Here is a 24,609-nt window from a genome sequence, read left to right as displayed (position 1 = left end):
CACTGTTCTGAAGAATATTCATCAATGCCCGAGGCGCTGTGCCCAGGAGCCAACAGCATCTTCAATCAATGCATGGGCATGAATAAAAGCGGCCTGCCCTTGACGATACGGATCCTGTATTTCTCGTTCGTTCTGCCACTTGCCGAGAAGAAACACTTTGCCCCTGGCGTGAGAGGCAATCTTCAGTACTTGTTTTACATGCTCTTTTTCCATGACCAGAATCAGGTCTGATTCATTGACGATGTCCGCTGTCAGTTGCCGCGCCTTGAAGCCTTCGGCGCACTGCCCGCGTTCTTCCAGCACCTTGCGGGCCGTCGCCTCCATGGACTCGCCAACCCTGGCGGACAAGCCTGCGGAGGCGACCGTGATGGTCGAGGGCGCCAGTGCGGTACGCAGCAACAGTTCTGCTGTCGGACTTCGGCAAATATTGCCGACGCAGACGACAAGGATCTTTTTGAACAAGGTTTACTTTCCCGTGTAATGTCAATCGGCCAACATGTCCCGTGGACTTAAATGAATCCAAAGGACTTTCCTGCACTCGGAAACAGTTTCGCCTGTTAGTACCGGTGCATTAAGTACCACGGGGTCCAAAAGTCACCCAACCAGAATTACCGGACTAAAAATAACTGTGATTTTCGGCGCTTCTTTCGCCGAAAGTTTTCCGACAAAAAATAACATTCGTGCACTTTTCGGCCTTTTCGGCATCGCATGAAAGTAACGAGATAAACATTGGCTAGATGTCATTTCTCATCAGGAGAGCAGACATGAAAGCAGCACATCTCAAACGTCTCGGCGCCCTTTCCCTTTTGTTGTTCGGCACAATGGCTCAGGTCGATGCCAGCGAGTTGTTCCCCGCCCTGCCCCACCGAACGGTCGGCATCCAGGTCAAGGTCCAGAGTTTTTCCGCATCCGATGCCGCGCAGATAAAGGCGGCGGGCTTCAGTTTCGTGCGCCTGGGCGCGTGGAGCGACAGCCTCGGCGACAAGACCTATCAGAAACAGCTTGGCGATGCGTTTGCCGCCGCCGGATCCGCGGGGTTGCCGGTGCTGATGACGGTGCGCGCCATCAAACCGCTGTCGACAGACCCGGCCACCGCCGGCACGGCGTTTGCCAGCGCAGTGAACAGCCTGGAGCAGACGTATGGTTCTCAACTGGTCGCGATTGAAATCTGGAATGAACCGGATCTGAACACGTACTGGCCCACGGGCAATTTCAGCACCACGTTTGCGCCGTTCATGAGCGCCATGTGCAAGGCGCTGCAAGACAATCCCACCACCACTCCCGTGATCGGTTTCGGCTTCGCCCGGCCACCGAGCGCCGGTTCGGCCTCGACCGTGGCGCTGAACAGCATTCTCGGTGCGTATCCGAAATGCCTGAGCGCCATTTCCTACCATCCCTATGGCATGACGGCGACGCAGATCGGCAATGCGCAGACCTTCATCCAGCAGAATTTCCACCTGCCGGGCGTCATCAGTGAATGGGGGATTTCGGCACTGGCCTCCAACGGCGGTCCCGACGGGCAGGCCACCAAGGTCGCGGCGTTCATTGCCGATGTGAAACGGCTGCAGATTCCACTGACGTCGATCTACGAGTGGAAAAACAATGATGCGGGCAGCGATGACCGCGAAAAGAACTTCGGTTTGCAGACCGCAGGCGGGCAACCAAAACCGGCGGAAGCGGCCGCCAGAACGCAGCTGGACTCCGAGTAGCGTTCATATTCATCAGTCAGTTGCTTTGAACCTGTGCCGCGATTTGGCATCGTATCTATCGATACCGCGCCCCGCCCTTTCAAACAGCCGTTTTCAGGTTGTTGCCTGCGGGGCTATCGATACATCCACATGCCCTTGAGTGCCTGTCAGCGCTCGGGTAATGTCGTCAGACCCATAGGACAGAGCACGCTCATGACTTCCAAGCTGGAACAACTCAAACAGTTCACCACCGTGGTTGCCGACACCGGCGACTTCGAAGCGATTGCCCGGGTCAAGCCGGTCGACGCCACCACCAACCCTTCCCTGCTGCTCAAGGCTGCGGCCATTCCGGCCTATGCCGAGCTGCTGAACGCCGCCGTTCGCGACTGCAAGGGCGATGTCGGCCTGGCCAGCGACCGTTTCGGCGTCGCGGTGGGTCAGGAAATCCTCAAAGTGATCCCGGGCCGCATTTCCACCGAAGTGGATGCCCGCCTGTCGTTCGACAAGGACGCGATGCTCAAGCGTGCGCACCGTCTGATCGAGCTGTACGACAAGGCCGGCGTTGGCCGCGACCGCGTGCTGATCAAGATCGCTTCGACCTGGGAAGGCATCCGTGCCGCCGAAGTGCTGGAGAAGGAAGGCATCCAGACCAACCTGACCCTGCTGTTCTCCTTCGCTCAGGCCGCCGCTTGCGCCGATGCCGGCGTGTTCCTGATTTCGCCGTTCGTGGGTCGCATCTACGACTGGTACAAGAAGGCCAACGGCAACGACTACACCGGCGCCGATGATCCGGGCGTGCAGTCCGTGACGCGCATCTACAACTACTACAAGGCCAATGACTACAAGACCGTGGTCATGGGCGCGAGCTTCCGCAACCTCAATCAGATCGAGCAACTGGCCGGCTGCGACCGCCTGACCATCAGCCCGGACCTGATCGACAAGCTGGCGGCAGACACCGGCAAACTGGAGCGCAAACTGGCCCCGGGTCACGCCGGCGAAGCACGCCTGAGCCTCAACGAATCGCAATTCCGCTGGTTGTCCAACGAAGACGCGATGGCCACCGAGAAACTGGCCGAAGGCATCCGTCAGTTTGCCCGCGACCAGGAAAAACTCGAGGCGCTGCTGCAAGCCAAGCTGTAACGGGCTGACGGCAAACGCAAAAAGGGCGAACCCTCACAGGTTCGCCCTTTTTTGTGCCGGATGGCTGGGGAATCAATGCCTTTCGAGGGCATTCACCAGATCATGGAAGGCTTCGCGGTTGGAATCGTTCAGGCCCATGAGGATCTTGTGCGCTTCCAGCACCTTGATCCGCACGACCTCCTCCGACTGATCCTGATCCGGCAGGTCATCGAGGCATTCCGGGCAAGGCACGGGATGGTTGACGATATTGAACACCTGCTCGAAACCCATCGATTGCAACAGACGGGTGATGTCGTCGTGGGTGGTGACCACGGTCGGCAGCAGGCCGACCTTTTGCCGCGACAGGATCGACAGCTTGGCCAGCAGGCCCAGCGTGGTGCTGTCGATGCTGCGGGTTTCGGTCAGATCGATCACGATCGCGTTGAAATTCAGCGCGGTGAAGATCTTTTCAATAGTCGCATCCAACGCCGAACACAGGGTCAGGCGAACTTCACCGACGAACTTCAGGACGAAGGTGCCATCCTGCTCGGCGAACTGGATTCTACCGGTACTCATTAAAGATTCCTGCTCAACACCAACAAGGCGATATCATCCGGCATCTCCCCTAGCGTGGCCAATCCAAAAACCTGCCGCAGGCCATCCAGGCTGCCGCCCGCCGACTTGACCCGTTGGGGCAAGGCAGCTTCTTTCTCTTTGAGTGTGGGTTCTGGCAAAAGATCCAGAATGCCATCAGACATCAGCGTCAGGCTGAACGTCGGTGGCAGCTCGAGCACGTGGTCTTCGTAGGTGGCTTCGTTGAAAAGCCCCACCGGCAGACCGCGCCCCTCGAGGTAGCGAACACTGTCAGGCGTGTACAACACAGGCAACGGCAGATGGCCGCCGATGCTATAGGTCAACAAACCGGTCTCCTCGTCGATGACTCCACCGACCATTGTGACGTGTTTACCCAGCTTACAACTGATCAGCCCCCGGTTGATATGACCAAGGACTTCCGAAGGCTTGAATTCCGGCAAGGTACCGTTGCGCTTGGACTCGAACAGCAAGCGCGTGGTCATGAACTTCAGCAGCACCGTGACGAACGCCGAAGAGGCGCCATGGCCCGACACGTCCGCCAGATAGAACGCGACCCGACGCTCGTCCACCCGGAAATAGTCGACAAAATCACCCGACAGGTACAACGACGGGATGATCTGGTGGGCGAACTTGAACGCGTCGATGGTCCAGGGGCTTTCCGGCAGCATGTTCATCTGCACCTGGCGACCGGCGTTCTGGTCTTCCTGGAGCAGGTTCAGGCTGGCTTCGAGCTCACGGTTGGCCTTTTCCAGCTTCTCACGGTAGCGCTGGTTTTCCAGCAGCAGACGCGCACGATCCAGGGCCCGGCGCACAGAGTGCTCGAGCACGGCCAGATCTTCGAGAGGCTTGATCAGGTAGTCCGCCGCCCCCAGGCGCAGGGCCTCGACCGCGTCGTTCATCACGCCGGCACCGGAAACCACGATCACAGGCGTCTGTGGTGACCGCTCGGTGACCTGACGAATGAGTTCGAGACCGCCCATCTGCGGCATGCGCAGATCGCAGATGACCAAGTCGGGCTTGTCTTGCTCGAATACCTGGAGACCCTGCTGGCCGTTACTGGCCTGCAAGACGCTGAAACCACTGTCTTCCAAATAGGCCGCGAGGCTCGCGCGCACTACTTCGTCATCATCGATTATCAGCAGCGTGGCACTGGTTTTTGGCATGTGGGCAAACGGCGCCAGAATTAGGTTGGCGTAGCAGGCGGGGCAAAGGCCCGGCGCAGACTACTGGATTCGCTTTCTAGCCTCTCTGCTGCACCGCTTCGGAGCGTTTGCCCCGCACACGGATGCACCAGAGGTGCCCTTCTAAGGCGCAGACGGTACTCCCATCCTTCGAGCGTTTCAAGCATGCGCGGATCGTCGCTTGACGACTTTGTTTGTCAAATCACAGAGAGTTATAAGAACGTTCGAAACCGTAACTCAATGGAAGGACGCGCGGACAAAAAAAGGCGACCTTTCGGTCGCCTTTTCGTGGTTCACAAGTCGAAATCAGAAATCGTCTTCGACGTGACCGTCCTTGACCTTGAACTCGCGGTTCTGCAGGTAGGCATTGCGGATGAACGTGTACTTGTCGCCGCTGATCAGCTTCTCGCTGGACAGCAGGCTGGCGCGGGTGTCGACGATGTTCAGGCCGTAGATGGTGTTACGCGCCGGGATGTCGTTCATGTAGCGGTACGGTGCGGTGTAGGTATCCACATACTTGGACGGTGCATCACGCAGAGTGCTCGGGCCGAGCAACGGCAGCATCACGTACGGACCGCTGCTGACGCCCCAGTAGCCGAGGGTCTGGCCGAAGTCTTCGTCGCTGCGCTGCAGGCCCATCTTGGTGCCCACGTCGAAGAAGCCCAGCAGGCCGAAGGTGGTGTTGAAGATCAGACGCGCGGTGTCGACACCGGCAGCGGCCGGTTTGGCCTGCAGGATGTTGTTCGCCAGGTTGGTGATGTCACCCACGTTGCGGAACATGTTGTGGATGCCGTCTTCCAGGAATTGCGGCGTTACATATTCATAGCCCTGCGCCAGAGGTTTCAGCGCGTAGGTGTCGACGAAGTCGTTGAACTGGAAGATCGGACGGTTGACGCTTTCCCAAGGGTCTTCTTCCGTTGCCGCCTGGGCAACGAACGGAACCAGCATCACGCTGGCGCATACACAAAGCTGAGCGAGAGGGTTGCTCCAGCGCATAGAAAAACTCCTTGGATTGTACATACGCGGCATGCGGGCCACGGTCATAAGAGGTGCAGTATAAGACGGAAACAAGGTTTTAGGCATTTCCGGCGTGAACACCTCTGTAGGACGCATCGTCACGCACTTGTCATCCAACTGTCACCGGCCATGCTTAGCCTGACTTCTATTTCAGGGACGTTTTCCATGCCTCAAGCCGAAGCCTTGCCCCTTTCAGCACCCAACCTGACAGCCGTGCTGTTCGGGCTCAGCGGCTGCCTGGTGGACTTCGGCGCCCGTGCCCGTCATAACGCCAGCCCCGACACGGAGCACGCCGATGCCACGCCGGGCGCGCTCGACAGCCTGCACAGCCTGCAGCGCCAGCTGATCCCCTGCGCCTGGCTCGATGATTTGCCCCCTGCCCTCACCCAGGTGCTTGCATCCGGATTGCCGGGCTGGATCAAACCTTCGCAACATTCGGCAACACACAATCCCTGGCCGGCACCGAATGCCTGCTGGCAAGCCCTGATGTCGTTGAATGTCGATCGCCTGGACGGCTGCGTGCTGGTCAGTGGCGAACCGCGCCTGCTGCAATCGGGCCTGAATGCCGGGCTGTGGACCATTGGCCTGGCGTCTTGCGGCTCACTCTGCGGCCTGGCCCCGAGCGAATGGCAAGCCCTCAGCCAGAAAGAACGTGAACAACTGCGCGGCAAGGCCACCGTGCAGCTTTTCGGCCTGGGCGTGCACTCGGTGATCGATCATCTGGGCGAACTCGACACCTGCCTGGCCGACATCAGCCTGCGCCGTCTCAAAGGCGAAAAGCCCTGACCGGGATCATGCAGGTTGCAGCAGAGTGGATTAGTCTTAAGGAGAGCCATAGACCTTTGGCGCACGGCTGCGGTCTATGCCAGTGCCTCTCGATAAAAGGAAAACACCATGCCCGCCCGCGAACTGCAAGAACAGCTCAATACCCTGCGCGAGCAACTGGATCAGAATCCGCCGCTGTCGGAAGCCGAGCGCGCAGACCTGCACGCACTGATGCAACAGATCGAACTGGAACTTGAACTGGAAACCAAGACACAGGATTCCAGCATCGCCGACGGTGTGAATCTGGCAGTTGATCGCTTTGAACTCGAACATCCCGCCATTGCCGGTACATTGCGCAACATCGTAAATTCCCTGGTCAGCATGGGAATCTGAAACCCGCAAATGCAAAAAAGCCCTGCCAGCGATGGCAGGGCTTTTTCATATCTGGAACTTGGAACACAACCTTTGTGGGAGCGAGCTTGCTCGCGATTGCGGTGTATCAGCCAACATTAACGTCACTGACAAATTGCGATCGCGAGCAAGCTCGCTCCCACATTGATTTTTTACTGACGAACCAGACGATGGTTCGGCAACTTCACGCTTTCAGTGCTGCGATACGGGTTGATGTCCAGCCCGCCCCGGCGCACATAACGTGCAAACACCGTGAGTTTTTCCGGTTTCAGCAAACGCTGCAGGTCGAGGAAGATCCGCTCGACGCATTGCTCGTGGAAGTCCGAATGCTGGCGGAAGCTGACGATGTATTCCAGCAGGCTGGCGTGATCCAGCGCCGCACCACGGTATTCCACCACCACGCTGCCCCAGTCCGGCTGGCTGGTCACCGGGCAGTTGGATTTGAGCAGATGGCTGTGCACGCTCTCCTCCACCACGCGCGAATCGTCGCAGCGCAGCAGTTCAGGACGCGGATGTTCGTAGTTGCTGACGCTGATATCCAGATCGTCGATGCACACCCCCGGCAGCGCAACCACGCCTTCGGCTTCAACCTCTTTCAGGCTGCGAACCCGTACGCCCACCGGTTTGCCGGCAGCGGCGGACAAGTCCTTGACCAGCGTCTCTTCCAGGCTCGCTGTATCGGCGAACGGGGTCTGGTTCAACGAGTTCAGGTACAGCTTGAACGACTTGGATTCAATGATGTTCGGCGAGTCCGCCGGAATGCTGAATTCGCCGATCGCCACCACCGGTTTGCCCGACGGCAGCAGCCACGACAGTTCGAAGCAGTTCCAGAAATCCACACCTTTATACGGCAGGGTCTCGGCGGTCAGGCCCAGTTCGGCCCACTTCGCGGTGCGCGGAATCGGGAACAGCAGGGACGGTGTGTAAGTGGCGATGTATTCGCTGGACTTGCCCAGCGGCGAATGTTCGGCTGCGGGATGCATGGCGGAAACCTGACTGAAGAATCAGCGGATTCTATCAGCCTTTGCTCCCGCCTTTGAGTGCTTACTGACTGACAGTCAGTTTGCCGACCATTCCGGCCTGGTAATGCCCGGGAATGTTGCAGGCGAACTCCAGGCTGGTCGCCTTGCTGAAGGTCCAGGTCAACTCGGCGGTCTTGCCCGGTTCGACCAGCACGCTGTTGGGGTCGTCGTGCTTCATGACGTGCCCCATCGACGCATGATCCATCCCCGCCATATCGTGGGACATTTCTTTCATGCCGGTCGGCGTCAGCATGCCGCTTTGCTGCATCTGCAGCATTTCCTGCTGATGTTTGGCATGCATCGCTGCATCGCCGAGGTTGAATTCGTGCAGCAACTGGCCTTTATTCACCAAAACAAAACGAATGGTCTCACCGGCCTTGATGTCGATGGCCTTCGGATCGAACGACATGTCGCCCATCACCACTTCAATGCTGCGACTGGCCTTGGCGGCCGGGGCCGGCTGGCCGAAGTCATACGTGTGCGCAGGGTCGGCCCAGACGGATGAACTCAGCGCCAGCAAACAGGCGGCGACGGCCAGAGGGTTGCGCAAAAACATAGTCATACTCCAACAAGAAAAGGTTCAGCCTGTGGGAAACTCTAGCCCGCCCGCGCTGGCAGCTACCTGACAGGCAGATTACAACTTTGTCAGGTTGGCGCTTGTGACAATGTCCCACGGTATAAAGCTTTCGATCCTACAACCCCGAGTTGCCCATGAAACTGCTGATCGTCGAAGACCAACCGAAAACCGGCCACTACCTGCGCCAGGGCCTGACCGAGGCCGGCTTCAACACCGAGCTGGTGGCCGACGGCAACACCGGGCAACAACTGGCGTTGAGCGGTGACTACGCCCTGCTGATCCTCGACGTGATGCTGCCCGGGCGCAATGGCTGGCAGATTCTGCAAGCGGTACGCAGTGCCGGGCTGGAAACGCCGATCCTGTTTCTGACCGCCAAAGACACCGTGGAAGACCGGGTTCACGGCCTGGAACTCGGTGCCGACGATTATCTGGTCAAACCCTTCGCCTTCTCCGAACTGTTGGCCAGGGTGCGTAGTCTGTTGCGCCGCGGCAGCACCGCGCCTCAGGAAACCTGCCTGCAGCTGGCCGACCTGCGCCTGGACCTGATTCGCCGGCGCGTCGAACGCAGCGGCCAGCGCATCGACCTCACGGCGAAAGAGTTTGCCCTGCTGGAAATGCTACTGCGCCGCCAGGGGGAAGTGCTGCCCAAATCCCTGATCGCCTCGCAGGTCTGGGACATGAACTTCGACAGCGATACCAATGTGATCGAAGTGGCGATCCGCCGCCTGCGCCTGAAAATCGATGATGACTTTCCCGACAAACTGATCCACACCGTGCGTGGCATGGGTTACGTGCTTGAAGAGCGTCCCCTCTGATGCGCCGCCTGTCACTCGGCAGTCGGCTGGCGTTGCTGTTTGCGGCGTGCACCGCGACGGTTTCGCTGGTGGCGGGCGTGGTTTTCAATCGGGCCAGCGAGGCGCACTTCATTGAACTCGATCAACAATTGCTCGAAAGCAAGCTGATCAATGTGCGTCAGACGTTGCTGAGTGGCAGCGATGCCGCACATATCACCGAGGAGTTGAGCCAACAGGGCGATGTCTCGTTACGCATAAGCGGCCCCGAGGGGCAGCGCTGGTTCGGCCGCTCCCTGCAAATGCCGGTGAACCTGCCGCAGCGGCCCGGTCTGGCCACCGTCAACGACAACGGCACGGACTATCGTCTGCTCAACGCCCCGCTCTCCCCGGAACAACCCGACTCACCGCAGTTAACCTTGCTGCTGGACATCACCCATCACCAGCACTTCCTGCAACGCATGCAGCATCTGATCTGGCTGACTGTCGGTCTTTCGGCGCTGGCGACCGCACTGCTCGGTGCCTGGGCCGCCCGAAGCGGTCTTCGTCCATTGCGCCGCATGAGCGCCGTGGCACGCGGGATTTCCGCACAATCGCTGAATGCCCGACTCCCGGAAGCGCAGATGCCTGCGGAACTTACGGAACTGGCCCACAGCTTCAACGCCATGCTCGGACGTCTCGATGATTCTTTTCAGCGTCTATCGGCATTCTCCGCCGACATCGCCCATGAACTGCGCACCCCGCTGTCGAACCTGCTGACCCACACACAGGTCACCCTCACCCGGCCGCGCCCGCTCGAAGATTATCGCGAGGCATTGCACAGCAACCTCGAAGAGCTGCAATGGATGGCGCAACTGGTCAACGACATGCTTTATCTGGCCAAGGCCGACCACGGATTGCTGGTGCCCAAGCGCGAACCGCTGGAACTGGCGGAAGAAGCCGATGCGTTGCTGGAGTTTTTCGCACCGCTGGCCGAAGACGCTCAGGTCAGCCTGAGCCGTGACGGTGAGGGTCGGTTTGAAGGTGACCGCGCGATGCTGCGCCGGGCGCTGTCGAATCTGCTGGATAACGCGTTGCGCTTTACCCCGGCCGCAGGCGATGTGCGTGTGCAGATAGTCGAGCAGGCGAAATCCTTGAGAGTGACCGTCGAGAACAGTGGCGAGGGGATTTCTTCGGAGTTGTTGCCGCGTTTGTTCGACCGCTTTTACCGGGCTGATCCGGCACGCCAGGAAGGCAGCAGCGAACATGCCGGATTGGGGCTGGCGATCACTCAGTCGATCATCAGGGCCCATGGCGGGCAGATTCGTTGCGAATCGACTCAGGGCTGGACGCGGTTTGTGATTGAGTTGCCGCAAAACGATTGAGGCCGGCAATGCCGGCCTCAATGGAGGAACTTACGAATAGCGCAACGCGTGCGCCGGCTCGATCTTCGCCGCTCGCCAGGCCGGGTAAACCGTGGCCAGGAAGCTGAGAATGAAGCCTGCCGAGCAGATCAGCAGCACGTCGCCGCCCTGCAATTCCGAGGGCAGGTTGCTGACGAAATACACGTCGGAACTGAAGATGTGCTGTCCGCTCACTCGCTCGACCCAGCCCACCATCTCACTGACGTTCAGCGCAGCAATCACGCCCAGCACGCCACCGATGATGGTGCCGACGATGCCGATCACCGTGCCCTGCACCATGAAGATCGCCATGATCTGCCGTGGCGTGGCGCCGATGGTGCGCAGGATCGCGATGTCCGCACCCTTGTCGTTCACCACCATGATCAGGGTCGCGATGATGTTGAACGCCGCCACCGCGACGATCATCAGCAGCAACAGACCGATCATGGTCTTTTCCATTTTCATCGCGCTGAACAGGCTGCCCTGGGTGTGGGTCCAGTCGTCAGCCTTGAAATCAGTGCCGAGACCGGTGGCGATGTCGGACGAAACCTTCGGTGCAGCGTAGAGATCTTTCACCGCAAGACGCACACTCTGCACCTGATTCGGCTCCCAGTGCTGCATCGTCGCGGCGTCGGCCACATGGATCAGGCCCATGGAACCGTCCAGCTCGGCGCCGACCTTGAAGATGCCGACCACATTCAAACGCTGCATGCGCGGGGTGATGCCGCCCGGTGCAGTGCTGACTTCCGGCACGATCAGGGTGATCTTGTCGCCAACGTTCAGGCGGAAGCGCCGGGCCGTGATTTCACCCAGCACCACACCGAATTCGCCCGGCTTCAACGCATCGAGACGGCCCTGAACAATGTGCTGGGCAACGATCGACACCTTGCCTTCCTGGGCCGGATCGACGCCACTGATCTGGATCGGCTGCATCATGCCCTTGTAGGACAGCATGCCTTCCATCTCGGTGAACGGCACGGCGGCGGTCACTTCAGGATTCTTCAATGCAGCGGCGGCCACTGGCTGCCAGTCATCGATCGGCTTGACGCCGACGATGGTCGCGTGAGGCACCATGCCGAGGATGCGCGAACTCATTTCACGCTGGAAGCCGTTCATCACCGACAGCACTACGATCATCGCCAGCACGCCGAGGGCGAGACCGATCATCGAGGTCATCGAAATGAATGAAACAAAGCGATTGCGGCGCTTGGCGCGGGTATAGCGCGTGCCGATAAAGATCGATAACGGTCTGAACATTCGCTGGGGCACCGTATAAAAATAAAAGACCCGACGCCTTTTCAGGCATCGGGTTTCAAGCCGTCAGATGGGGGTCAGGCAACCTTCCTGCAGTTGCAGGACGCGGTCCATCTGGCGAGCCAGGTTCATGTCGTGAGTCACCACCAGGAACGCCGTGCGCATCGAGGTGCTGAGTTCCAGCATCAGGTCCTGAATGCCTTCGGCGGTGTGGGAGTCAAGGTTGCCGGTCGGCTCGTCGAGCATCACCAGGCCCGGGTTGTTTACCAGAGCGCGGGCGATGGCCACGCGCTGGCGTTCGCCACCGGACAGCTCGGCCGGTTTGTGTTCCAGGCGATGGCCCAGACCCACTCGTTCCAGCAAGGCTGTGGCCCGCTGACGCGCCTCGGGAATTGCGGTCTTGCCGATCAGCAGCGGCATGCAGACGTTTTCCAGCGCGGTGAATTCCGGCAGCAAGTGGTGGAACTGGTACACGAAGCCGAGGGCACGGTTGCGCAGCAGGCCACGTTTCTTCTCGCTCAGCGCCGACAGCTCTTCACCGTCGAGCCAGACGCTGCCCTTGGTCGGCGTATCGAGACCGCCCAGCAGGTTGAGCAAGGTACTTTTGCCCGAACCGGACTTGCCGACGATCGCCACGCGCTCGCCCGGATGCAGCTCCAGTTGCAGGTTGGCCAGCACTTCCACCGACTCCGGGCCTTCCTCGTAGGACTTGCCCAGGTTGCGGCAGCTCAGGATTGCTTTTTCACTCATGCCCGACTCACTCATAACGTAGCGCCTCCGCCGGCTGGGTGCGCGCGGCACGCCAGGCTGGATACAGGGTGGCGAGGAAACTCAGGACCAACGCAGCAGCGCAGACCATGATCACATCCTGGCTCTGCACCTGCGACGGCAGGTAATCGATGAAGTACACGTCGGCATTGAGGAACTTGTGCCCGATCAAGCCTTCGAGTGCCGAAATCGCCGCGCTGACATTGAGCGCCGCCAGGATGCCGACCACGGCGCCGATGGCCGTACCGACCACGCCGATCACCGTGCCCTGCACCATGAACGTACGCATGATCGTGCCAGGCGTGGCGCCCAGCGTGCGCAGGATGGCGATGTCGCCCTTCTTGTCGTTCACCACCATCACCAGCGTGGAAATGATGTTGAACGCGGCAACCGCGACGATCAGCAGCAACAGCAGGCCGATCATGGCTTTTTCCATGCGGATCGCCTGATACAGGTTGCCGTGGGTGCGAGTCCAGTCGCGGGCGTAGTAATGGTCTTCGCCGAGGCGTTGGGCGATGTTCCACGCTTCACGCGGTGCCTGGAACAGATCGTCGAACTTCAGACGCAGGCCTTGCACCTGATCAGGCTTCCAGCGGTGCATCTTCGCCAGATCCTGCAAGTTCGTCACGCCCAGGTAACCGTCCAGCTCACCGGCGCCGACATGGAAGATGCCGACCACGGTGAAGCGTTTCATGCGCGGGAACATCCCCGCCGGGGTCACGCTGACCTCCGGCGCGACGAAGGTGATCTTGTCACCGAGGCCCACGCCGAGCTTTGTCGCGGCCTTGTCGCCGATCACGATGCCGAAGCTGCCCGGCGTCAGATCGTCGAGTTTGCCCTGCTTCATGAAGTTGTCGATGATCGAGACGTTGCGTTCCAGCGCCGGATCGATGGCATTGAGCAACACCTTGGACACTTGGCCGTTGTTGGTCAGCAGCCCCTGCATCTGGGTGAACGGCGCGACGGCCGCCACCTGCGGGTTCTGCTTGACCTTGGCGGCCAGGCTCGGCCAGTCGCTGATGGCTTCACCGGATTCGATGGTCGCGTGGGGCACCATGCCCAGCACGCGGGTGCGCATTTCATGATCGAAGCCGTTCATCACCGACAGCACCACGATCATCACGACCACGCCAAGGGCGAGCCCGATCATCGAAGTCAGGGAAATGAACGACACAAAATGATTGCGACGCTTTGCACGGGTGTAACGCGTGCCGATAAATACGAAGAGAGGTCTGAACATGTCGGGGCTTGTTCGGAGGGAAAAGGAACGTCCTTGTGGCGGGGGTCGATAACCAGCTTTACACTCAGACCACCGCCGCTACCATGGGTTCGCCATGTCGACATTAGATGAAGAAGATCGCCGCGAATACTACCGTATCGAGGATTCGATCGCACTGGAAATTCGGCCCCTGTCCGCTGCCGAAGCCGCAGGCCAGGAAGTGTTGCAGGATGCTTCCCCGTTATTCAACGTGCTCAGTGAACTGCACCTGAGCGAATTCGAATCGCAGCACCTGTTGCGCCAGATCAACGAGCGCGACCGGGCCATCGCGGCGTTCCTGAAATCCCAGAACAAGCGCATCGACCTGCTCAGTCAGGTCATCGCCCTGACCGCACTGGGGCAGATCGGTGAGTCGCAACCGGTGATTATTTCCGAGGGCGGTGTCGACTTCCAGAACCCGACCCCGATAGCCGCCGGCTCGCGCCTGTCGGTAAAAATGGTGTTGATGCCACAGGCCCACGGCCTGCTGCTGCGCGCCCGGGTCACTCATTGCGACCGCAAGGGCGACGGCTACGACATCGGCACCGAGTTCGAACACTTGACCGATGCCCAGCGCCAGTTGCTCGCCCGCTATATCTTGCAAAAGCAGGCCCAGGAACGACGCCTGGCCCGCGAACAGAACGAATCAGGCATTTAATTAAGGAAGAACCGTGACCCTTATCTACGGCCACCGCGGCGCCAAGGGCGAAGCACCGGAAAACACCCTGACCAGCTTTCAGGAATGTCTCAAGCACGGCGTACGCCGTTGCGAACTGGATCTGCACCTGTCCAAGGACGGCGAGCTGATGGTCATCCACGACCCGACCCTCAAGCGCACCACCGAGCGCCGTGGCAAGGTGGTCGAGCACACCGCCGCCGATCTGGTGACCTACGACGCCCGCAAGGGCGGCCCGGGCTGGATCAAGCCATGCCCGATTCCGACCCTGGAAGAGCTGTTCGAGAAATGTGATTTCGAGCACTGGCAGCTCGAAGTCAAAAGCGCTTCGCGCACCCGCGCCGCGACCACCGTGCTGGCCATCCGTGAAATGGCAGTCAGGCACGGGCTGCTCGACAAGGTAACGATCACCTCGAGTTCGCGGGAAGTATTGAAGGCTGCGCTGGATCTGGTACCGGACGTGTCACGGGGTCTGGTGGCCGAATATGCCTGGCTCGACCCGCTGAAGGTCGCGGCAAGCTACGGCTGCGAGATTCTGGCACTGAACTGGACGCTGTGTACGCCGGAACGCCTGCAGAAGGCGCAGCGTCAGGGGCTGCATGTGTCGGTGTGGACCGTCAACGAGCCTGCGCTGATGCGCAGACTCGCCGACTTCGGCGTTGACAGCCTGATTACAGACTTTCCCGGTTTGGCCACTGCCACCCTCGGGAATTGCTGAAATCGGTCTCCCCGGCCGGCTCAGGCCACCGGCCGGAGCCCGTCAAAAAAGCCGGTTGAGGCCGTCGTACGCCGCTACCCGATAGGCTTCGGCCATGGTCGGGTAGTTGAACGTCGTGTTGACGAAGTACTTCAGGGTATTCAGCTCACCCGGCTGGTTCATGATCGCCTGACCGATGTGCACGATCTCCGACGCCTGATAGCCGAAGCAGTGAACGCCCAGCACCTGCAGGGTTTCGCGGTGGAACAGGATCTTCAGCATGCCTTGCGGCTCGCCGGCGATCTGCGCACGCGCCATGCTCTTGAAGAACGCCTTGCCCACTTCGTACGGCACTTTGGCCTGGGTCAGTTCCTGCTCGTTCTTGCCGATCGAGCTGATCTCCGGAATGGTGTAGATGCCGGTCGGCACGTCATTCACGAAACGCCAGCTGCCATTGTCGACGATGCTGCCGGCCGCCGAGCGACCCTGGTCGTGGGCGGCACTGGCCAGGCTTGGCCAGCCGATCACGTCGCCGGCGCCATAGATGTTCTGCACGCAGGTGCGGTAGTTCTCGTCGACTTCGATCTGACCGCGGCTGTTGACCTTGATCCCGATGTTTTCCAGACCCAACTGGTCAGTGTTGCCGGTACGGCCGTTGCACCAGAGCAAGGCGTCCGCCTTGATCTTCTTGCCGGACTTCAGGTGCAGGATCACACCGTTGTCCACGCCTTCGACGCGGTCGTAATCTTCGTTGTGGCGCACGGTGATGTTGTTGTTGCTGAAGTGGTAGCTCAACGCTTGGGAGATTTCCGAATCGAGGAAGCTCAGCAACTGGCCGCGGTTGTCCACCAGCTCGACCAGTACACCCAGACCACTGAAGATCGATGCATATTCGCAACCGATCACGCCGGCGCCGTAAACGATCAGTTTGCGCGGGGTGTGGCCGAGGCTGAGGATGGTGTCGCTATCGTAGATACGCGGGTGGTGGAAATCGATGTCCGCCGGGCGATAAGGACGCGAACCGGTGGCGATGATGATGTGCTTGGCCACCAGTTTCTCGACCACGCCGTTGGCGCAGACCACTTCGATGGTCTGCTCGTCGGCGAAGCTGCCGGTGCCGAAGAACACGTCGACGCGGTTACGGGCGTAGTAGCCGGTACGCGAGGCGACTTGCTTGGAGATGACTTTCTCGGCGCTTTTCAACACGTCCGGGAAGGAGAACCAGCGCGGCTCCCCGATCGCACGGAACATCGGGTTGGTGTTGAACTGCATGATCTGCCGCACCGAGTGACGCAGGGCCTTGGACGGGATGGTGCCCAGGTGGGTGCAGTTACCGCCGACCTGGCGACGGCTGTCGACCATCGCCACCTTGCGCCCTGCTTTGGCGGCGTTCATTGCCGCGCCTTCTCCCGCCGGGCCGGAACCCAGCACCACCACGTCGTAGTTGTAGACAGCCATGCGTACTCCTCAGAACAGGCCGCGGTGCCAGCAGCACCGGCGGCTAAATCACGCCGAACGACGGCGCGAAGGAACAATTGGGGGCCAGTTGAAAACCCGGACACAGTCTATAGAAGCGTCAACGCCGCGCACATTAACCCTTGGTCGCGTCGTAGGCTACTTTTGCCTGCACTACAACGCCAGCTTTCGCATTGTTCCGGGTCAATTTTTTGCGCCACTGAGGCGTTCGAACACCGTACTGGTGCGGGTGACGAAACCTGTATCGGCACGAATCACAAAGAATGCACCAATGTCGTGTTTTTCGGCATAGTCCGAGGCCTTTTCCGGGCCGAGAATCAGCAACAGCGTCGATAGTCCATCGGCCATCAACGCTGAAGGATGAATCACCGTGACTGACGCCAGGTCGTGTACGACGGGCGCTCCAGTGCGCGCATCGAAGGTGTGGGAATAACGCCTTCCGTCCTGCTGAAAATAGTTGCGGTAGTCGCCGGACGTGGAAAGCCCATAACCATCGACGTTGATGACGCGCTCCGCTACTTGCTGATCGTCACGCGGCTCCTCCAGTGCTATGCGCCAGGACGAGCCATCGAGCTTCTTCCCGGACGCCTTGAGCTCGCCCGTGGCCTCGGCGAGGTAATCATGAATGCCCATGGCGTCGAGTCGCGCGGCGATGGTGTCGACCGCGTAACCGGCAGCGATGCTGTTGAAATCGAGCTCGACCGCCGCGTCCTTGCACAACTGGTCGCCATCGATACGCAAATGCCGGTAACCCACCCGCTTCTGCACCTCGGCCAGCGCATCGGCGTTCGGTACTTTCTCTTCACGCCCTTGTGGACCGAAACCCCAGAGATTGAGCAGCGGCTCTACGGTCAGATCGTAGGAGCCTTCGCTTTGTTGTGACAGTTGCTCGCCAACCCGCACCAGTTCAAGGATCGGTGCGGGCATGGTCTGACAGCGATCGGCAGGCAATGCGTTGAAACGCGAGATATCGGAGTCCGCGCGGTAGGTGGACATTTGCTGATCCACGTCGGCGAGGATCTTCTCCACTTCGACACGGACATCCTGCGGCGCCGGGAGATTGGCCCGACGCACGTACTTGATCGAATACGTGCTGCCCATGGTCGGGCCGCCGAAGCTCTCCATGGAGTCGCCGCTGCCGCAGCCGGACAAAACGCCGAGCAGACCCACGAAAACCACAAACCGTCCAGTTAACAATTCTTCATCTCCGAGCAAAACCGCGCCGGCCATTATGGCCACAGAGCCCGCTCGCTCCCAAACGGCTGCACCGCTTTCATACAAAATCAAAAAAGTGAGTACCTGAACATGTCCTCCTCCACGGGCAAAGGCAAAGCGATTTTTCGCGTTGTCAGCGGCAACTTTCTCGAGATGTTCGACTTCATGGTCTACGGCTTCTACGCCACGGCCATCGCCAAGACCTTCTTCCCTACCGATAGCGCTTTCGCTTCCCTGATGCTTTCGCTCGCCACCTTCGGCGCAGGCTTTTTGATGCGTCCTTTGGGCGCGATCTTCCTTGGTGCCTACATTGACCGACACGGGCGACGTCAGGGCCTGATCATTACCCTCGCACTGATGGCGGCCGGTACCGTGCTGATTGCCTGCGTGCCGGGCTACGCCACCCTTGGCGTCGCGGCGCCGCTGATCGTGCTGTTCGGCCGGTTGCTGCAAGGCTTCTCCGCCGGTGTGGAACTGGGAGGCGTGTCGGTGTACCTGGCGGAAATCGCCACACCGGGGCGCAAAGGTTTCTTCGTCAGCTGGCAATCCGCCAGCCAGCAAGCGGCCGTGGTGTTCGCCGGCCTGCTGGGTGTCGGCCTCAACCACTGGCTGAGCCCGGACCAGATGGGCGACTGGGGCTGGCGCGTGCCGTTCCTGATCGGCTGCATGATCGTTCCGGTGATTTTCGTCATTCGTCGCTCGCTGGAGGAAACCCCGGAATTCCAGGCGCGCAAACATCGCCCTACCCTGCAGGAAATCGTCCGCTCGATCGGTCAGAACTTCGGCATTGTCCTTGCTGGCATGGCGCTGGTGGTGATGACCACCGTCTCGTTCTACCTGATCACCGCCTACACCCCGACCTTCGGCAAGGCGGAACTGCATCTGTCGGACTTCGATGCATTGCTGGTCACCGTGTGCATCGGCCTGTCGAACTTCTTCTGGCTGCCGGTAATGGGTGCACTTTCCGACAAGATCGGCCGCAAACCCCTGCTGCTGGGGGCGACGATTCTGGCGATCCTGACCGCTTACCCGGCGCTGTCCTGGCTGGTGGCGAACCCGAGTTTCAGCCATCTGCTGATCGTCGAGTTGTGGTTGTCGTTCCTGTACGGCTCGTACAACGGTGCGATGGTGGTGGCACTGACCGAAATCATGCCGGTGGAAGTGCGTACGACCGGTTTCTCGCTGGCCTACAGCCTGGCCACAGCGACTTTCGGTGGCTTCACACCCGCAGCCTGCACTTACCTGATCCATGTACTGGACAACAAGGCGGCACCAGGGATCTGGCTCAGTGGCGCGGCCGTATTGGGCCTGGTCGCGACCTTGGTGCTGTTCCGGGGCAACAAGCACGAACTTCGCACGGCACAAGCCGCTATCCCCCGCTGACACAAATCGCGCACAAACAAAAACGCCCCGACAATGTCGGGGCGTTTTCATTTGCAGCTAAGGCTTAGCGCGGGAATGCTGGCGGGTTTACACCGGCCATGTCTTCCATCACGCGAACCACCTGGCAGCTGTAACCGAACTCGTTGTCGTACCAGACGTACAGAACAACGCGATTGTCCTGAGTGATGGTTGCCTCGGCATCCACGACACCGGCGTGACGCGAGCCCACGAAGTCAGTGGAAACCACTTCCTGCGAGCTGACGTAATCGATCTGCTTGTGCAGATCCGAGTGCATGGCCATCTGGCGCAGGTACTCGTTGATTTCTTCGCGAGTGGTGGCCTTTTCCAGGTTCAGGTTCAGGATGGCCATCGACACGTTCGGCGTAGGTACGCGAATCGCGTTGCCGGTCAGTTTGCCCTTGAGCACTGGCAGCGCCTTGGCAGCGGCAGTGGCGGCACCGGTCTCGGTGATAACCATGTTCAGCGGCGCGGCGCGGCCACGACGACTGCCCTTGTGGAAGTTGTCGATCAGGTTCTGGTCGTTGGTGAACGAGTGAACGGTTTCGACATGGCCATTGACGATGCCGTACTGGTCGTTGACGGCCTTGAGCACCGGTACGATGGCGTTGGTGGTGCAGGACGCCGCCGAGATGATCTTGTCGTCAGCAGTGATGTCGCCGTGGTTGATGCCGTGAACGATGTTCTTCAGCGCGCCCTTGCCCGGTGCGGTGAGAATCACGCGGGCAGCGCCCGGGCAGGCCAGGTGCTGACCCAGACCGTCGGCATCACGCCATACACCGGTATTGTCTACGATCAGCGCGTTTTCGATGCCGTACTGGGTGTAGTCGACTTCGCTCGGGCTCTTCGCGTAGATCACCTGGATCAGGTTGCCGTTGGCGGTGATGGTGTTGTTTTCTTCGTCGATGGTGATAGTGCCATCGAACGGGCCGTGAACCGAGTCACGACGCAGCAGGCTGGCACGCTTGACCAGATCGTTCTCGGCGCCTTTGCGCACCACGATGGCACGCAGACGCAGGCCGTCGCCACCACCGGTTTTTTCGATCAGGATGCGCGCCAGCAGACGGCCGATACGACCGAAGCCGTACAGCACGACATCAGTGCCTTTACGCGCGGAGGCGTTTTGCTGACCCACAACATCGGCCAACTCTTCGCGAACGAATTGTTCGGCCGTGCGGCCATTGCCTTCAGCGCGGAATTTGAACGCCAACTTGCCCAGATCCACCGAAGCCGCGCCGAGCTTGAGCTCGCTCATGGCTTTCAGCAGAGGGAATGTTTCGTGGACGGAGAGTTCGCTATCGTCGGAAGAACGATGGCGAGCAAAGCGGTGAGCTTTGAGAATCGCGATGACAGACTGGTTGATCAGGCTGCGGCCATAGATCGAGCTCACCACGTTGTTATTGCGGTAGAGCTGACCGATAAGCGGAATCATCGCTTCTGCGAGTGCTTCACGGTCGATCCATTCACCAAGACACTGGTCGGGCTTCTGAGTCACGGGAACCTTCCACATGTAGGGGCAGAAAAAAGGGGCTACATTATGCCGCCGAGAACCTCTCGTAGCAATGCGCGCTTGTCGCGCAATCGGTAACAAAATTCGCTCCAAAAAAATAACGCTCTGCGCCAGCCCAGTAAAACCGGGGCTTCCAGCGCAGCCGGTTTTTCGACGACTGTTAGACGATGTCTGTAACCCTCCGTAACACCACCCACTTTCGGCACTACATAATCGTCAAAAAAGTGCTGGTTTTTATGGTTACCACTACATTTCGCCGAAACCGTGCAGATAGACGCAGTCTGCAACTGACAGGCGGCACCGGACGCCGCTACAATTACCGACTTTGTCGCAACGCCTGGAGCTCAACCTTCCGTGCCTGTTCTGCGTCTACCGCTTCTCCCTGCCGCGGCAGGTAAACAGCACTGGGGCAACCTCCCCGGTGCCGCCCTGAGCCTGGCGATTGCCGAGGCTGCCAGCGCTGCCAAGCGCTTCACGTTACTGCTGACCGCCGACAGCCAGAGTGCCGAACGGCTGGAGCAGGAGCTGAGTTTCTTCGCCCCGGATTTGCCGGTGCTGCATTTCCCGGACTGGGAAACCCTGCCCTACGACCTGTTCTCGCCGCACCAGGACATCATCTCCCAGCGCATCGCCAGCCTTTATAGACTGCCGGAGCTGGAGCATGGCGTGCTGGTGGTGCCGATCACTACCGCCCTGCATCGCCTGGCGCCGACCAAGTTCCTGCTCGGCAGCAGTCTGGTGCTGGATGTCGGGCAGAAACTCGACGTCGAGCAAATGCGCTCGCGGCTTGAAGCCAGCGGCTATCGCTACGTCGATACGGTCTACGAACACGGCGAGTTCACCGTACGCGGCGCACTGATCGACCTGTTCCCGATGGGCAGCAAACTGCCGTACCGCATCGACCTGTTCGACGACGAAATCGAAACCCTGCGCACCTTCGACCCGGAAAACCAGCGCTCCATCGACAAGGTCGATTCGGTCAAGCTGCTGCCGGCCAAGGAATTCCCGCTGCAGAAAGAAGCGGTCACCCGCTTCAAGGCGCGTTTTCGCGAGCGTTTCGACGTCGACTTCCGCCGCTGCCCGATCTTTCAGGATCTGAGCAGCGGCATTACCCCGGCCGGCATCGAGTACTACCTGCCGCTGTTCTTCGAAGAAACCTCGACCTTGTTCGATTACCTGCCCCAGGACACTCAGGTGTTCTCGCTGCCGGGCATCGAGCAAGCGGCGGAAAACTTCTGGAACGATGTGCGCAATCGTTATGAAGAGCGCCGCGTCGATCCATCGCGTCCTTTATTGCCGCCCGCCGAGCTGTTCCTGCCGGTGGAAGACTGCTTCGCCCGCCTGAAGAACTGGCCGCGTGTGGTCGCCAGCCAGCAGGACGTGGAAACCGGCGTCGGCCGTGAGCGCTTCCCGGCGCAGGCCTTGCCGAATCTGGCGATCGAAGCCAAGGCTACGCAACCGCTGGCCGCACTTTCCGCCTTCCTCGACGAATTCCCGGGGCGCGTGCTGTTCACCGCCGAATCCGCAGGCCGACGCGAAGTGCTGCTGGAACTGCTGGACCGTCTGAAGCTGCGACCGAAAACCGTCGACAGCTGGCCAGACTTCGTCGCGAGCAAGGATCGCCTGGCGATCACCATCGCCCCGCTCGACGAAGGCCTGATGCTGGATGACCCGGCGCTGGCACTGGTCGCGGAAAGCCCGTTGTTCGGCCAGCGCGTGATGCAGCGTCGCCGTCGCGAGAAACGCGCCGACGCCAACAACGATGCGGTGATCAAGAACCTCACCGAGCTGCGCGAAGGCGCGCCGGTGGTGCACATCGACCACGGTGTCGGCCGCTATCTCGGCCTGACGATTCTGGAAATCGACAATCAGGCCGCCGAGTTCCTGACCCTCGAATACGCCGAGAACGCCAAGCTCTATGTGCCGGTGGCCAACCTGCACCTGATCGCCCGCTACACCGGCAGCGACGACGCACTGGCCCCGCTGCACCGCCTCGGCTCCGAGACCTGGCAGAAAGCCAAGCGCAAGGCTGCCGAACAGGTGCGCGACGTGGCTGCCGAGCTGCTCGACATCTATGCCCGCCGCGCCGCCCGTGAAGGTTATGCGTTTGCCGATCCGAAAGCCGATTACGCAACCTTCAGCGCCGGCTTCCCGTTCGAGGAAACCCCGGACCAGCAATCCACCATCGAAGCCGTGCGCGAAGACATGCTCGCGCCGAAGCCGATGGACCGACTGGTCTGCGGCGACGTCGGTTTCGGCAAGACCGAAGTGGCCATGCGCGCCGCGTTCATCGCGGTGCATGGCGGCAAGCAAGTGGCGATTCTGGTGCCGACCACCCTGCTCGCCCAGCAGCACTACAACAGCTTCCGTGACCGCTTCGCCGACTGGCCGGTGACCGTGGAAGTGATGAGCCGCTTCAAGTCCGCCAAGGAAGTGAACGCCGCGGTGGCCGAACTGGCCGAGGGCAACATCGACATCGTCATCGGCACCCACAAGCTGCTGCAGGACGACGTCAAGATCAAAAACCTCGGGCTGGTGATCATCGACGAAGAGCACCGTTTCGGTGTCCGTCAGAAGGAGCAGCTCAAGGCCCTGCGCAGCGAAGTCGACATTCTTACACTGACCGCCACGCCGATTCCGCGCACGCTGAACATGGCGGTGTCGGGCATGCGCGATCTGTCGATCATCGCCACGCCGCCGGCGCGACGCCTGTCGGTGCGCACTTTCGTCATGGAACAGAACAAGAGCACGGTCAAAGAGGCCTTGTTGCGTGAGCTGCTGCGTGGCGGTCAGGTCTATTACCTGCACAACGATGTGAAGACCATCGAGAAATGCGCCGCCGAACTGGCCGAACTGGTGCCGGAAGCGCGGATCGGCATCGGCCACGGACAAATGCGCGAACGCGAACTCGAACAGGTGATGAGCGACTTCTACCACAAGCGCTTCAACGTGCTGATCGCCTCGACCATCATCGAGACCGGCATTGACGTGCCGAGCGCCAACACCATCATCATCGAGCGCGCCGACAAGTTCGGCCTGGCGCAGTTGCACCAGTTGCGCGGCCGCGTGGGTCGTAGCCACCACCAGGCTTACGCCTACTTGCTGACACCGCCACGCCAGCAGATCACCGGTGATGCGGAAAAGCGTCTGGAGGCGATTGCCAATACTCAGGATCTGGGTGCGGGCTTCGTGCTGGCCACCAACGACCTGGAAATCCGTGGCGCCGGCGAACTGCTGGGCGACGGACAGAGCGGGCAGATTCAGGCGGTCGGCTTCACGCTGTACATGGAAATGCTTGAGCGCGCGGTGAAGTCGATCCGCAAGGGCGAACAGCCGAACCTCGATCAACCGCTCGGCGGTGGCCCGGAAGTCAACCTGCGGGTGCCGGCGCTGATTCCGGAAGATTATCTGCCGGACGTCCACGCACGCCTGATCCTGTACAAGCGCATCGCTTCGGCCACCGACGAGGAAGGCCTGAAGGATCTGCAAGTGGAGATGATCGACCGCTTCGGCCTGCTGCCGGAACCGACCAAGAATCTGGTGCGCATCACGGCGCTGAAATTGCAGGCCGAGCAGCTGGGCATCAAGAAAGTCGATGGCGGCCCGCAAGGCGGACGCATCGAGTTCGCGGCGCAGACGCCGGTCGACCCGATGACCCTGATCAAACTGATCCAGAGTCAGCCAAAACGCTACAAATTCGAAGGCGCCACGATGTTCAAGTTCCAGGTGCCGATGGAGCGCCCGGAAGAGCGCTTTAATACTGTAGAGGCGCTGTTCGAGCGCCTCATCCCGAAAACTGTTTGAAGG

The 24,609-nt window shown here is 60.2% G+C and carries 22 protein-coding genes; 10 read left to right on the top strand and 12 right to left on the bottom strand.

Translation table 11 applies throughout. The annotated features are described in order from the left end of the window. Nucleotides 1-21: 21 nt before the first annotated feature. Complete coding sequence (locus OQ248_RS20285) at nucleotides 22-462, bottom strand: low molecular weight protein-tyrosine-phosphatase (protein ID WP_265813757.1); 441 nt, start codon at nucleotides 460-462, stop codon at nucleotides 22-24. A gap of 302 nt (nucleotides 463-764) precedes the next feature. Here OQ248_RS20285 and OQ248_RS20280 point away from each other — a divergent pair, with 302 nt between their 5' ends. After that, nucleotides 765-1,709, top strand: a complete 945-nt coding sequence (locus tag OQ248_RS20280) for a glycosyl hydrolase family 5 (RefSeq protein ID WP_265813756.1) — start codon at nucleotides 765-767, stop codon at nucleotides 1,707-1,709. Between the two features lie 192 nt (nucleotides 1,710-1,901). After that, a complete protein-coding gene (gene tal, locus OQ248_RS20275) occupies nucleotides 1,902-2,828 on the top strand; it encodes a transaldolase (protein WP_114884366.1) in 927 nt (308 codons plus the stop codon). A gap of 72 nt (nucleotides 2,829-2,900) precedes the next feature. Here tal and rssC read toward each other — a convergent pair whose 3' ends face one another. The 3 genes from rssC to OQ248_RS20260 all read right to left on the bottom strand — a co-directional run bounded on the left by rssC (nucleotide 2,901) and on the right by OQ248_RS20260 (nucleotide 5,578). Further along, nucleotides 2,901-3,383: an anti-sigma factor antagonist RssC gene (gene rssC, locus OQ248_RS20270; RefSeq protein WP_042560140.1), complete on the bottom strand. Its 483-nt coding sequence runs from the start codon at nucleotides 3,381-3,383 to the stop codon at nucleotides 2,901-2,903. Beyond that, entirely contained in the window at nucleotides 3,383-4,564 is a 1,182-nt protein-coding gene (rssB, locus tag OQ248_RS20265) for a two-component system response regulator RssB (RefSeq protein WP_085713163.1), read from the bottom strand. The genes rssC and rssB overlap by 1 nt, the downstream gene beginning before the upstream one ends. A gap of 324 nt (nucleotides 4,565-4,888) precedes the next feature. Next, on the bottom strand, nucleotides 4,889-5,578 hold the full coding sequence (locus OQ248_RS20260) for a VacJ family lipoprotein (protein WP_085713162.1): 690 nt from the start codon (nucleotides 5,576-5,578) through the stop codon (nucleotides 4,889-4,891). A gap of 186 nt (nucleotides 5,579-5,764) precedes the next feature. On the opposite strand from OQ248_RS20260, the gene OQ248_RS20255 reads away from it, so the two are divergent. Then, nucleotides 5,765-6,385 (top strand): HAD family phosphatase, encoded by a 621-nt coding sequence (locus OQ248_RS20255; protein WP_265813755.1) that lies wholly within the window; start codon nucleotides 5,765-5,767, stop codon nucleotides 6,383-6,385. A gap of 108 nt (nucleotides 6,386-6,493) precedes the next feature. After that, nucleotides 6,494-6,757 carry a DUF4404 family protein gene (locus OQ248_RS20250; protein WP_248743343.1) on the top strand — a complete coding sequence of 88 codons (264 nt, stop codon included), beginning with the start codon at nucleotides 6,494-6,496 and terminating at the stop codon, nucleotides 6,755-6,757. Nucleotides 6,758-6,927: 170 nt separating this feature from the next. Here OQ248_RS20250 and queF read toward each other — a convergent pair whose 3' ends face one another. Next, a complete protein-coding gene (gene queF, locus OQ248_RS20245) occupies nucleotides 6,928-7,758 on the bottom strand; it encodes an NADPH-dependent 7-cyano-7-deazaguanine reductase QueF (protein ID WP_265813754.1) in 831 nt (276 codons plus the stop codon). Between the two features lie 61 nt (nucleotides 7,759-7,819). Beyond that, nucleotides 7,820-8,353, bottom strand: coding sequence for a cupredoxin family protein (locus OQ248_RS20240; protein ID WP_085713158.1), 534 nt, complete (start codon nucleotides 8,351-8,353; stop codon nucleotides 7,820-7,822). Nucleotides 8,354-8,508: 155 nt separating this feature from the next. Between OQ248_RS20240 and OQ248_RS20235 the strand changes: the two genes are divergently transcribed. Together OQ248_RS20235 and OQ248_RS20230 are read left to right on the top strand one after the other, a co-directional pair. After that, nucleotides 8,509-9,189 (top strand): heavy metal response regulator transcription factor, encoded by a 681-nt coding sequence (locus OQ248_RS20235; protein ID WP_265813753.1) that lies wholly within the window; start codon nucleotides 8,509-8,511, stop codon nucleotides 9,187-9,189. Further along, nucleotides 9,189-10,529, top strand: coding sequence for a heavy metal sensor histidine kinase (locus OQ248_RS20230; protein ID WP_265813752.1), 1,341 nt, complete (start codon nucleotides 9,189-9,191; stop codon nucleotides 10,527-10,529). The genes OQ248_RS20235 and OQ248_RS20230 overlap by 1 nt, the downstream gene beginning before the upstream one ends. A 30-nt stretch (nucleotides 10,530-10,559) precedes the next feature. On the opposite strand, the gene OQ248_RS20225 is transcribed toward OQ248_RS20230, so the two are convergent. The 3 genes from OQ248_RS20225 to OQ248_RS20215 form a co-directional block, all read right to left on the bottom strand. Then, nucleotides 10,560-11,804 carry a lipoprotein-releasing ABC transporter permease subunit gene (locus tag OQ248_RS20225; protein ID WP_265813751.1) on the bottom strand — a complete coding sequence of 415 codons (1,245 nt, stop codon included), beginning with the start codon at nucleotides 11,802-11,804 and terminating at the stop codon, nucleotides 10,560-10,562. A gap of 63 nt (nucleotides 11,805-11,867) precedes the next feature. Continuing rightward, complete coding sequence (gene lolD, locus OQ248_RS20220; protein ID WP_167443782.1) at nucleotides 11,868-12,551, bottom strand: lipoprotein-releasing ABC transporter ATP-binding protein LolD; 684 nt, start codon at nucleotides 12,549-12,551, stop codon at nucleotides 11,868-11,870. Nucleotides 12,552-12,558: 7 nt separating this feature from the next. Beyond that, on the bottom strand, nucleotides 12,559-13,809 hold the full coding sequence (locus OQ248_RS20215) for a lipoprotein-releasing ABC transporter permease subunit (RefSeq protein WP_085733492.1): 1,251 nt from the start codon (nucleotides 13,807-13,809) through the stop codon (nucleotides 12,559-12,561). A gap of 94 nt (nucleotides 13,810-13,903) precedes the next feature. Here OQ248_RS20215 and OQ248_RS20210 point away from each other — a divergent pair, with 94 nt between their 5' ends. Then, nucleotides 13,904-14,485 carry a PilZ domain-containing protein gene (locus OQ248_RS20210; RefSeq protein ID WP_265813750.1) on the top strand — a complete coding sequence of 194 codons (582 nt, stop codon included), beginning with the start codon at nucleotides 13,904-13,906 and terminating at the stop codon, nucleotides 14,483-14,485. Between the two features lie 13 nt (nucleotides 14,486-14,498). After that, nucleotides 14,499-15,221, top strand: coding sequence for a glycerophosphodiester phosphodiesterase (locus tag OQ248_RS20205; RefSeq protein WP_248741248.1), 723 nt, complete (start codon nucleotides 14,499-14,501; stop codon nucleotides 15,219-15,221). Nucleotides 15,222-15,263: 42 nt separating this feature from the next. Here OQ248_RS20205 and sthA read toward each other — a convergent pair whose 3' ends face one another. Further along, nucleotides 15,264-16,658, bottom strand: a complete 1,395-nt coding sequence (sthA, locus tag OQ248_RS20200; RefSeq protein ID WP_085713150.1) for a Si-specific NAD(P)(+) transhydrogenase — start codon at nucleotides 16,656-16,658, stop codon at nucleotides 15,264-15,266. A gap of 201 nt (nucleotides 16,659-16,859) precedes the next feature. Further along, nucleotides 16,860-17,906, bottom strand: coding sequence for an FAD:protein FMN transferase (locus OQ248_RS20195; protein ID WP_265815118.1), 1,047 nt, complete (start codon nucleotides 17,904-17,906; stop codon nucleotides 16,860-16,862). 75 nt (nucleotides 17,907-17,981) lie between these two features. Here OQ248_RS20195 and OQ248_RS20190 point away from each other — a divergent pair, with 75 nt between their 5' ends. Beyond that, a complete protein-coding gene (locus OQ248_RS20190; RefSeq protein ID WP_085713148.1) occupies nucleotides 17,982-19,274 on the top strand; it encodes an MFS transporter in 1,293 nt (430 codons plus the stop codon). 64 nt (nucleotides 19,275-19,338) lie between these two features. On the opposite strand, the gene OQ248_RS20185 is transcribed toward OQ248_RS20190, so the two are convergent. Further along, entirely contained in the window at nucleotides 19,339-20,802 is a 1,464-nt protein-coding gene (locus tag OQ248_RS20185; RefSeq protein ID WP_085713147.1) for a glyceraldehyde-3-phosphate dehydrogenase, read from the bottom strand. 354 nt (nucleotides 20,803-21,156) lie between these two features. Between OQ248_RS20185 and mfd the strand changes: the two genes are divergently transcribed. Beyond that, a complete protein-coding gene (gene mfd / locus OQ248_RS20180) occupies nucleotides 21,157-24,606 on the top strand; it encodes a transcription-repair coupling factor (RefSeq protein WP_085713146.1) in 3,450 nt (1,149 codons plus the stop codon). Nucleotides 24,607-24,609: the final 3 nt, after the last annotated feature.

Origin of the sequence: Pseudomonas sp. COW5, from assembly GCF_026240005.1 — a bacterium.
Classification (GTDB): domain Bacteria; phylum Pseudomonadota; class Gammaproteobacteria; order Pseudomonadales; family Pseudomonadaceae; genus Aquipseudomonas; species Aquipseudomonas kribbensis.
Note: the sequence above shows the minus strand (reverse complement) of the source record. Positions and strands in the feature narration are given on the sequence as shown.

What these genes read in the sequence shown, in the direction of transcription:
- OQ248_RS20280 (WP_265813756.1), top strand. Translation starts at nt 765, where the DNA reads ATGAAAGCAGCACATCTCAAACGTCTCGGCGCCCTTTCCCTTTTGTTG.
- tal (WP_114884366.1), top strand. Translation starts at nt 1,902, where the DNA reads ATGACTTCCAAGCTGGAACAACTCAAACAGTTCACCACCGTGGTTGCC.
- rssC (WP_042560140.1), bottom strand. Translation starts at nt 3,383, where the DNA reads ATGAGTACCGGTAGAATCCAGTTCGCCGAGCAGGATGGCACCTTCGTC.
- rssB (WP_085713163.1), bottom strand. Translation starts at nt 4,564, where the DNA reads ATGCCAAAAACCAGTGCCACGCTGCTGATAATCGATGATGACGAAGTA.
- OQ248_RS20260 (WP_085713162.1), bottom strand. Translation starts at nt 5,578, where the DNA reads ATGCGCTGGAGCAACCCTCTCGCTCAGCTTTGTGTATGCGCCAGCGTG.
- OQ248_RS20255 (WP_265813755.1), top strand. Translation starts at nt 5,765, where the DNA reads ATGCCTCAAGCCGAAGCCTTGCCCCTTTCAGCACCCAACCTGACAGCC.
- OQ248_RS20250 (WP_248743343.1), top strand. Translation starts at nt 6,494, where the DNA reads ATGCCCGCCCGCGAACTGCAAGAACAGCTCAATACCCTGCGCGAGCAA.
- queF (WP_265813754.1), bottom strand. Translation starts at nt 7,758, where the DNA reads ATGCATCCCGCAGCCGAACATTCGCCGCTGGGCAAGTCCAGCGAATAC.
- OQ248_RS20240 (WP_085713158.1), bottom strand. Translation starts at nt 8,353, where the DNA reads ATGTTTTTGCGCAACCCTCTGGCCGTCGCCGCCTGTTTGCTGGCGCTG.
- OQ248_RS20235 (WP_265813753.1), top strand. Translation starts at nt 8,509, where the DNA reads ATGAAACTGCTGATCGTCGAAGACCAACCGAAAACCGGCCACTACCTG.
- OQ248_RS20230 (WP_265813752.1), top strand. Translation starts at nt 9,189, where the DNA reads ATGCGCCGCCTGTCACTCGGCAGTCGGCTGGCGTTGCTGTTTGCGGCG.
- OQ248_RS20225 (WP_265813751.1), bottom strand. Translation starts at nt 11,804, where the DNA reads ATGTTCAGACCGTTATCGATCTTTATCGGCACGCGCTATACCCGCGCC.
- lolD (WP_167443782.1), bottom strand. Translation starts at nt 12,551, where the DNA reads ATGAGTGAAAAAGCAATCCTGAGCTGCCGCAACCTGGGCAAGTCCTAC.
- OQ248_RS20215 (WP_085733492.1), bottom strand. Translation starts at nt 13,809, where the DNA reads ATGTTCAGACCTCTCTTCGTATTTATCGGCACGCGTTACACCCGTGCA.
- OQ248_RS20210 (WP_265813750.1), top strand. Translation starts at nt 13,904, where the DNA reads ATGTCGACATTAGATGAAGAAGATCGCCGCGAATACTACCGTATCGAG.
- sthA (WP_085713150.1), bottom strand. Translation starts at nt 16,658, where the DNA reads ATGGCTGTCTACAACTACGACGTGGTGGTGCTGGGTTCCGGCCCGGCG.
- OQ248_RS20195 (WP_265815118.1), bottom strand. Translation starts at nt 17,906, where the DNA reads ATGGCCGGCGCGGTTTTGCTCGGAGATGAAGAATTGTTAACTGGACGG.
- OQ248_RS20190 (WP_085713148.1), top strand. Translation starts at nt 17,982, where the DNA reads ATGTCCTCCTCCACGGGCAAAGGCAAAGCGATTTTTCGCGTTGTCAGC.
- OQ248_RS20185 (WP_085713147.1), bottom strand. Translation starts at nt 20,802, where the DNA reads ATGTGGAAGGTTCCCGTGACTCAGAAGCCCGACCAGTGTCTTGGTGAA.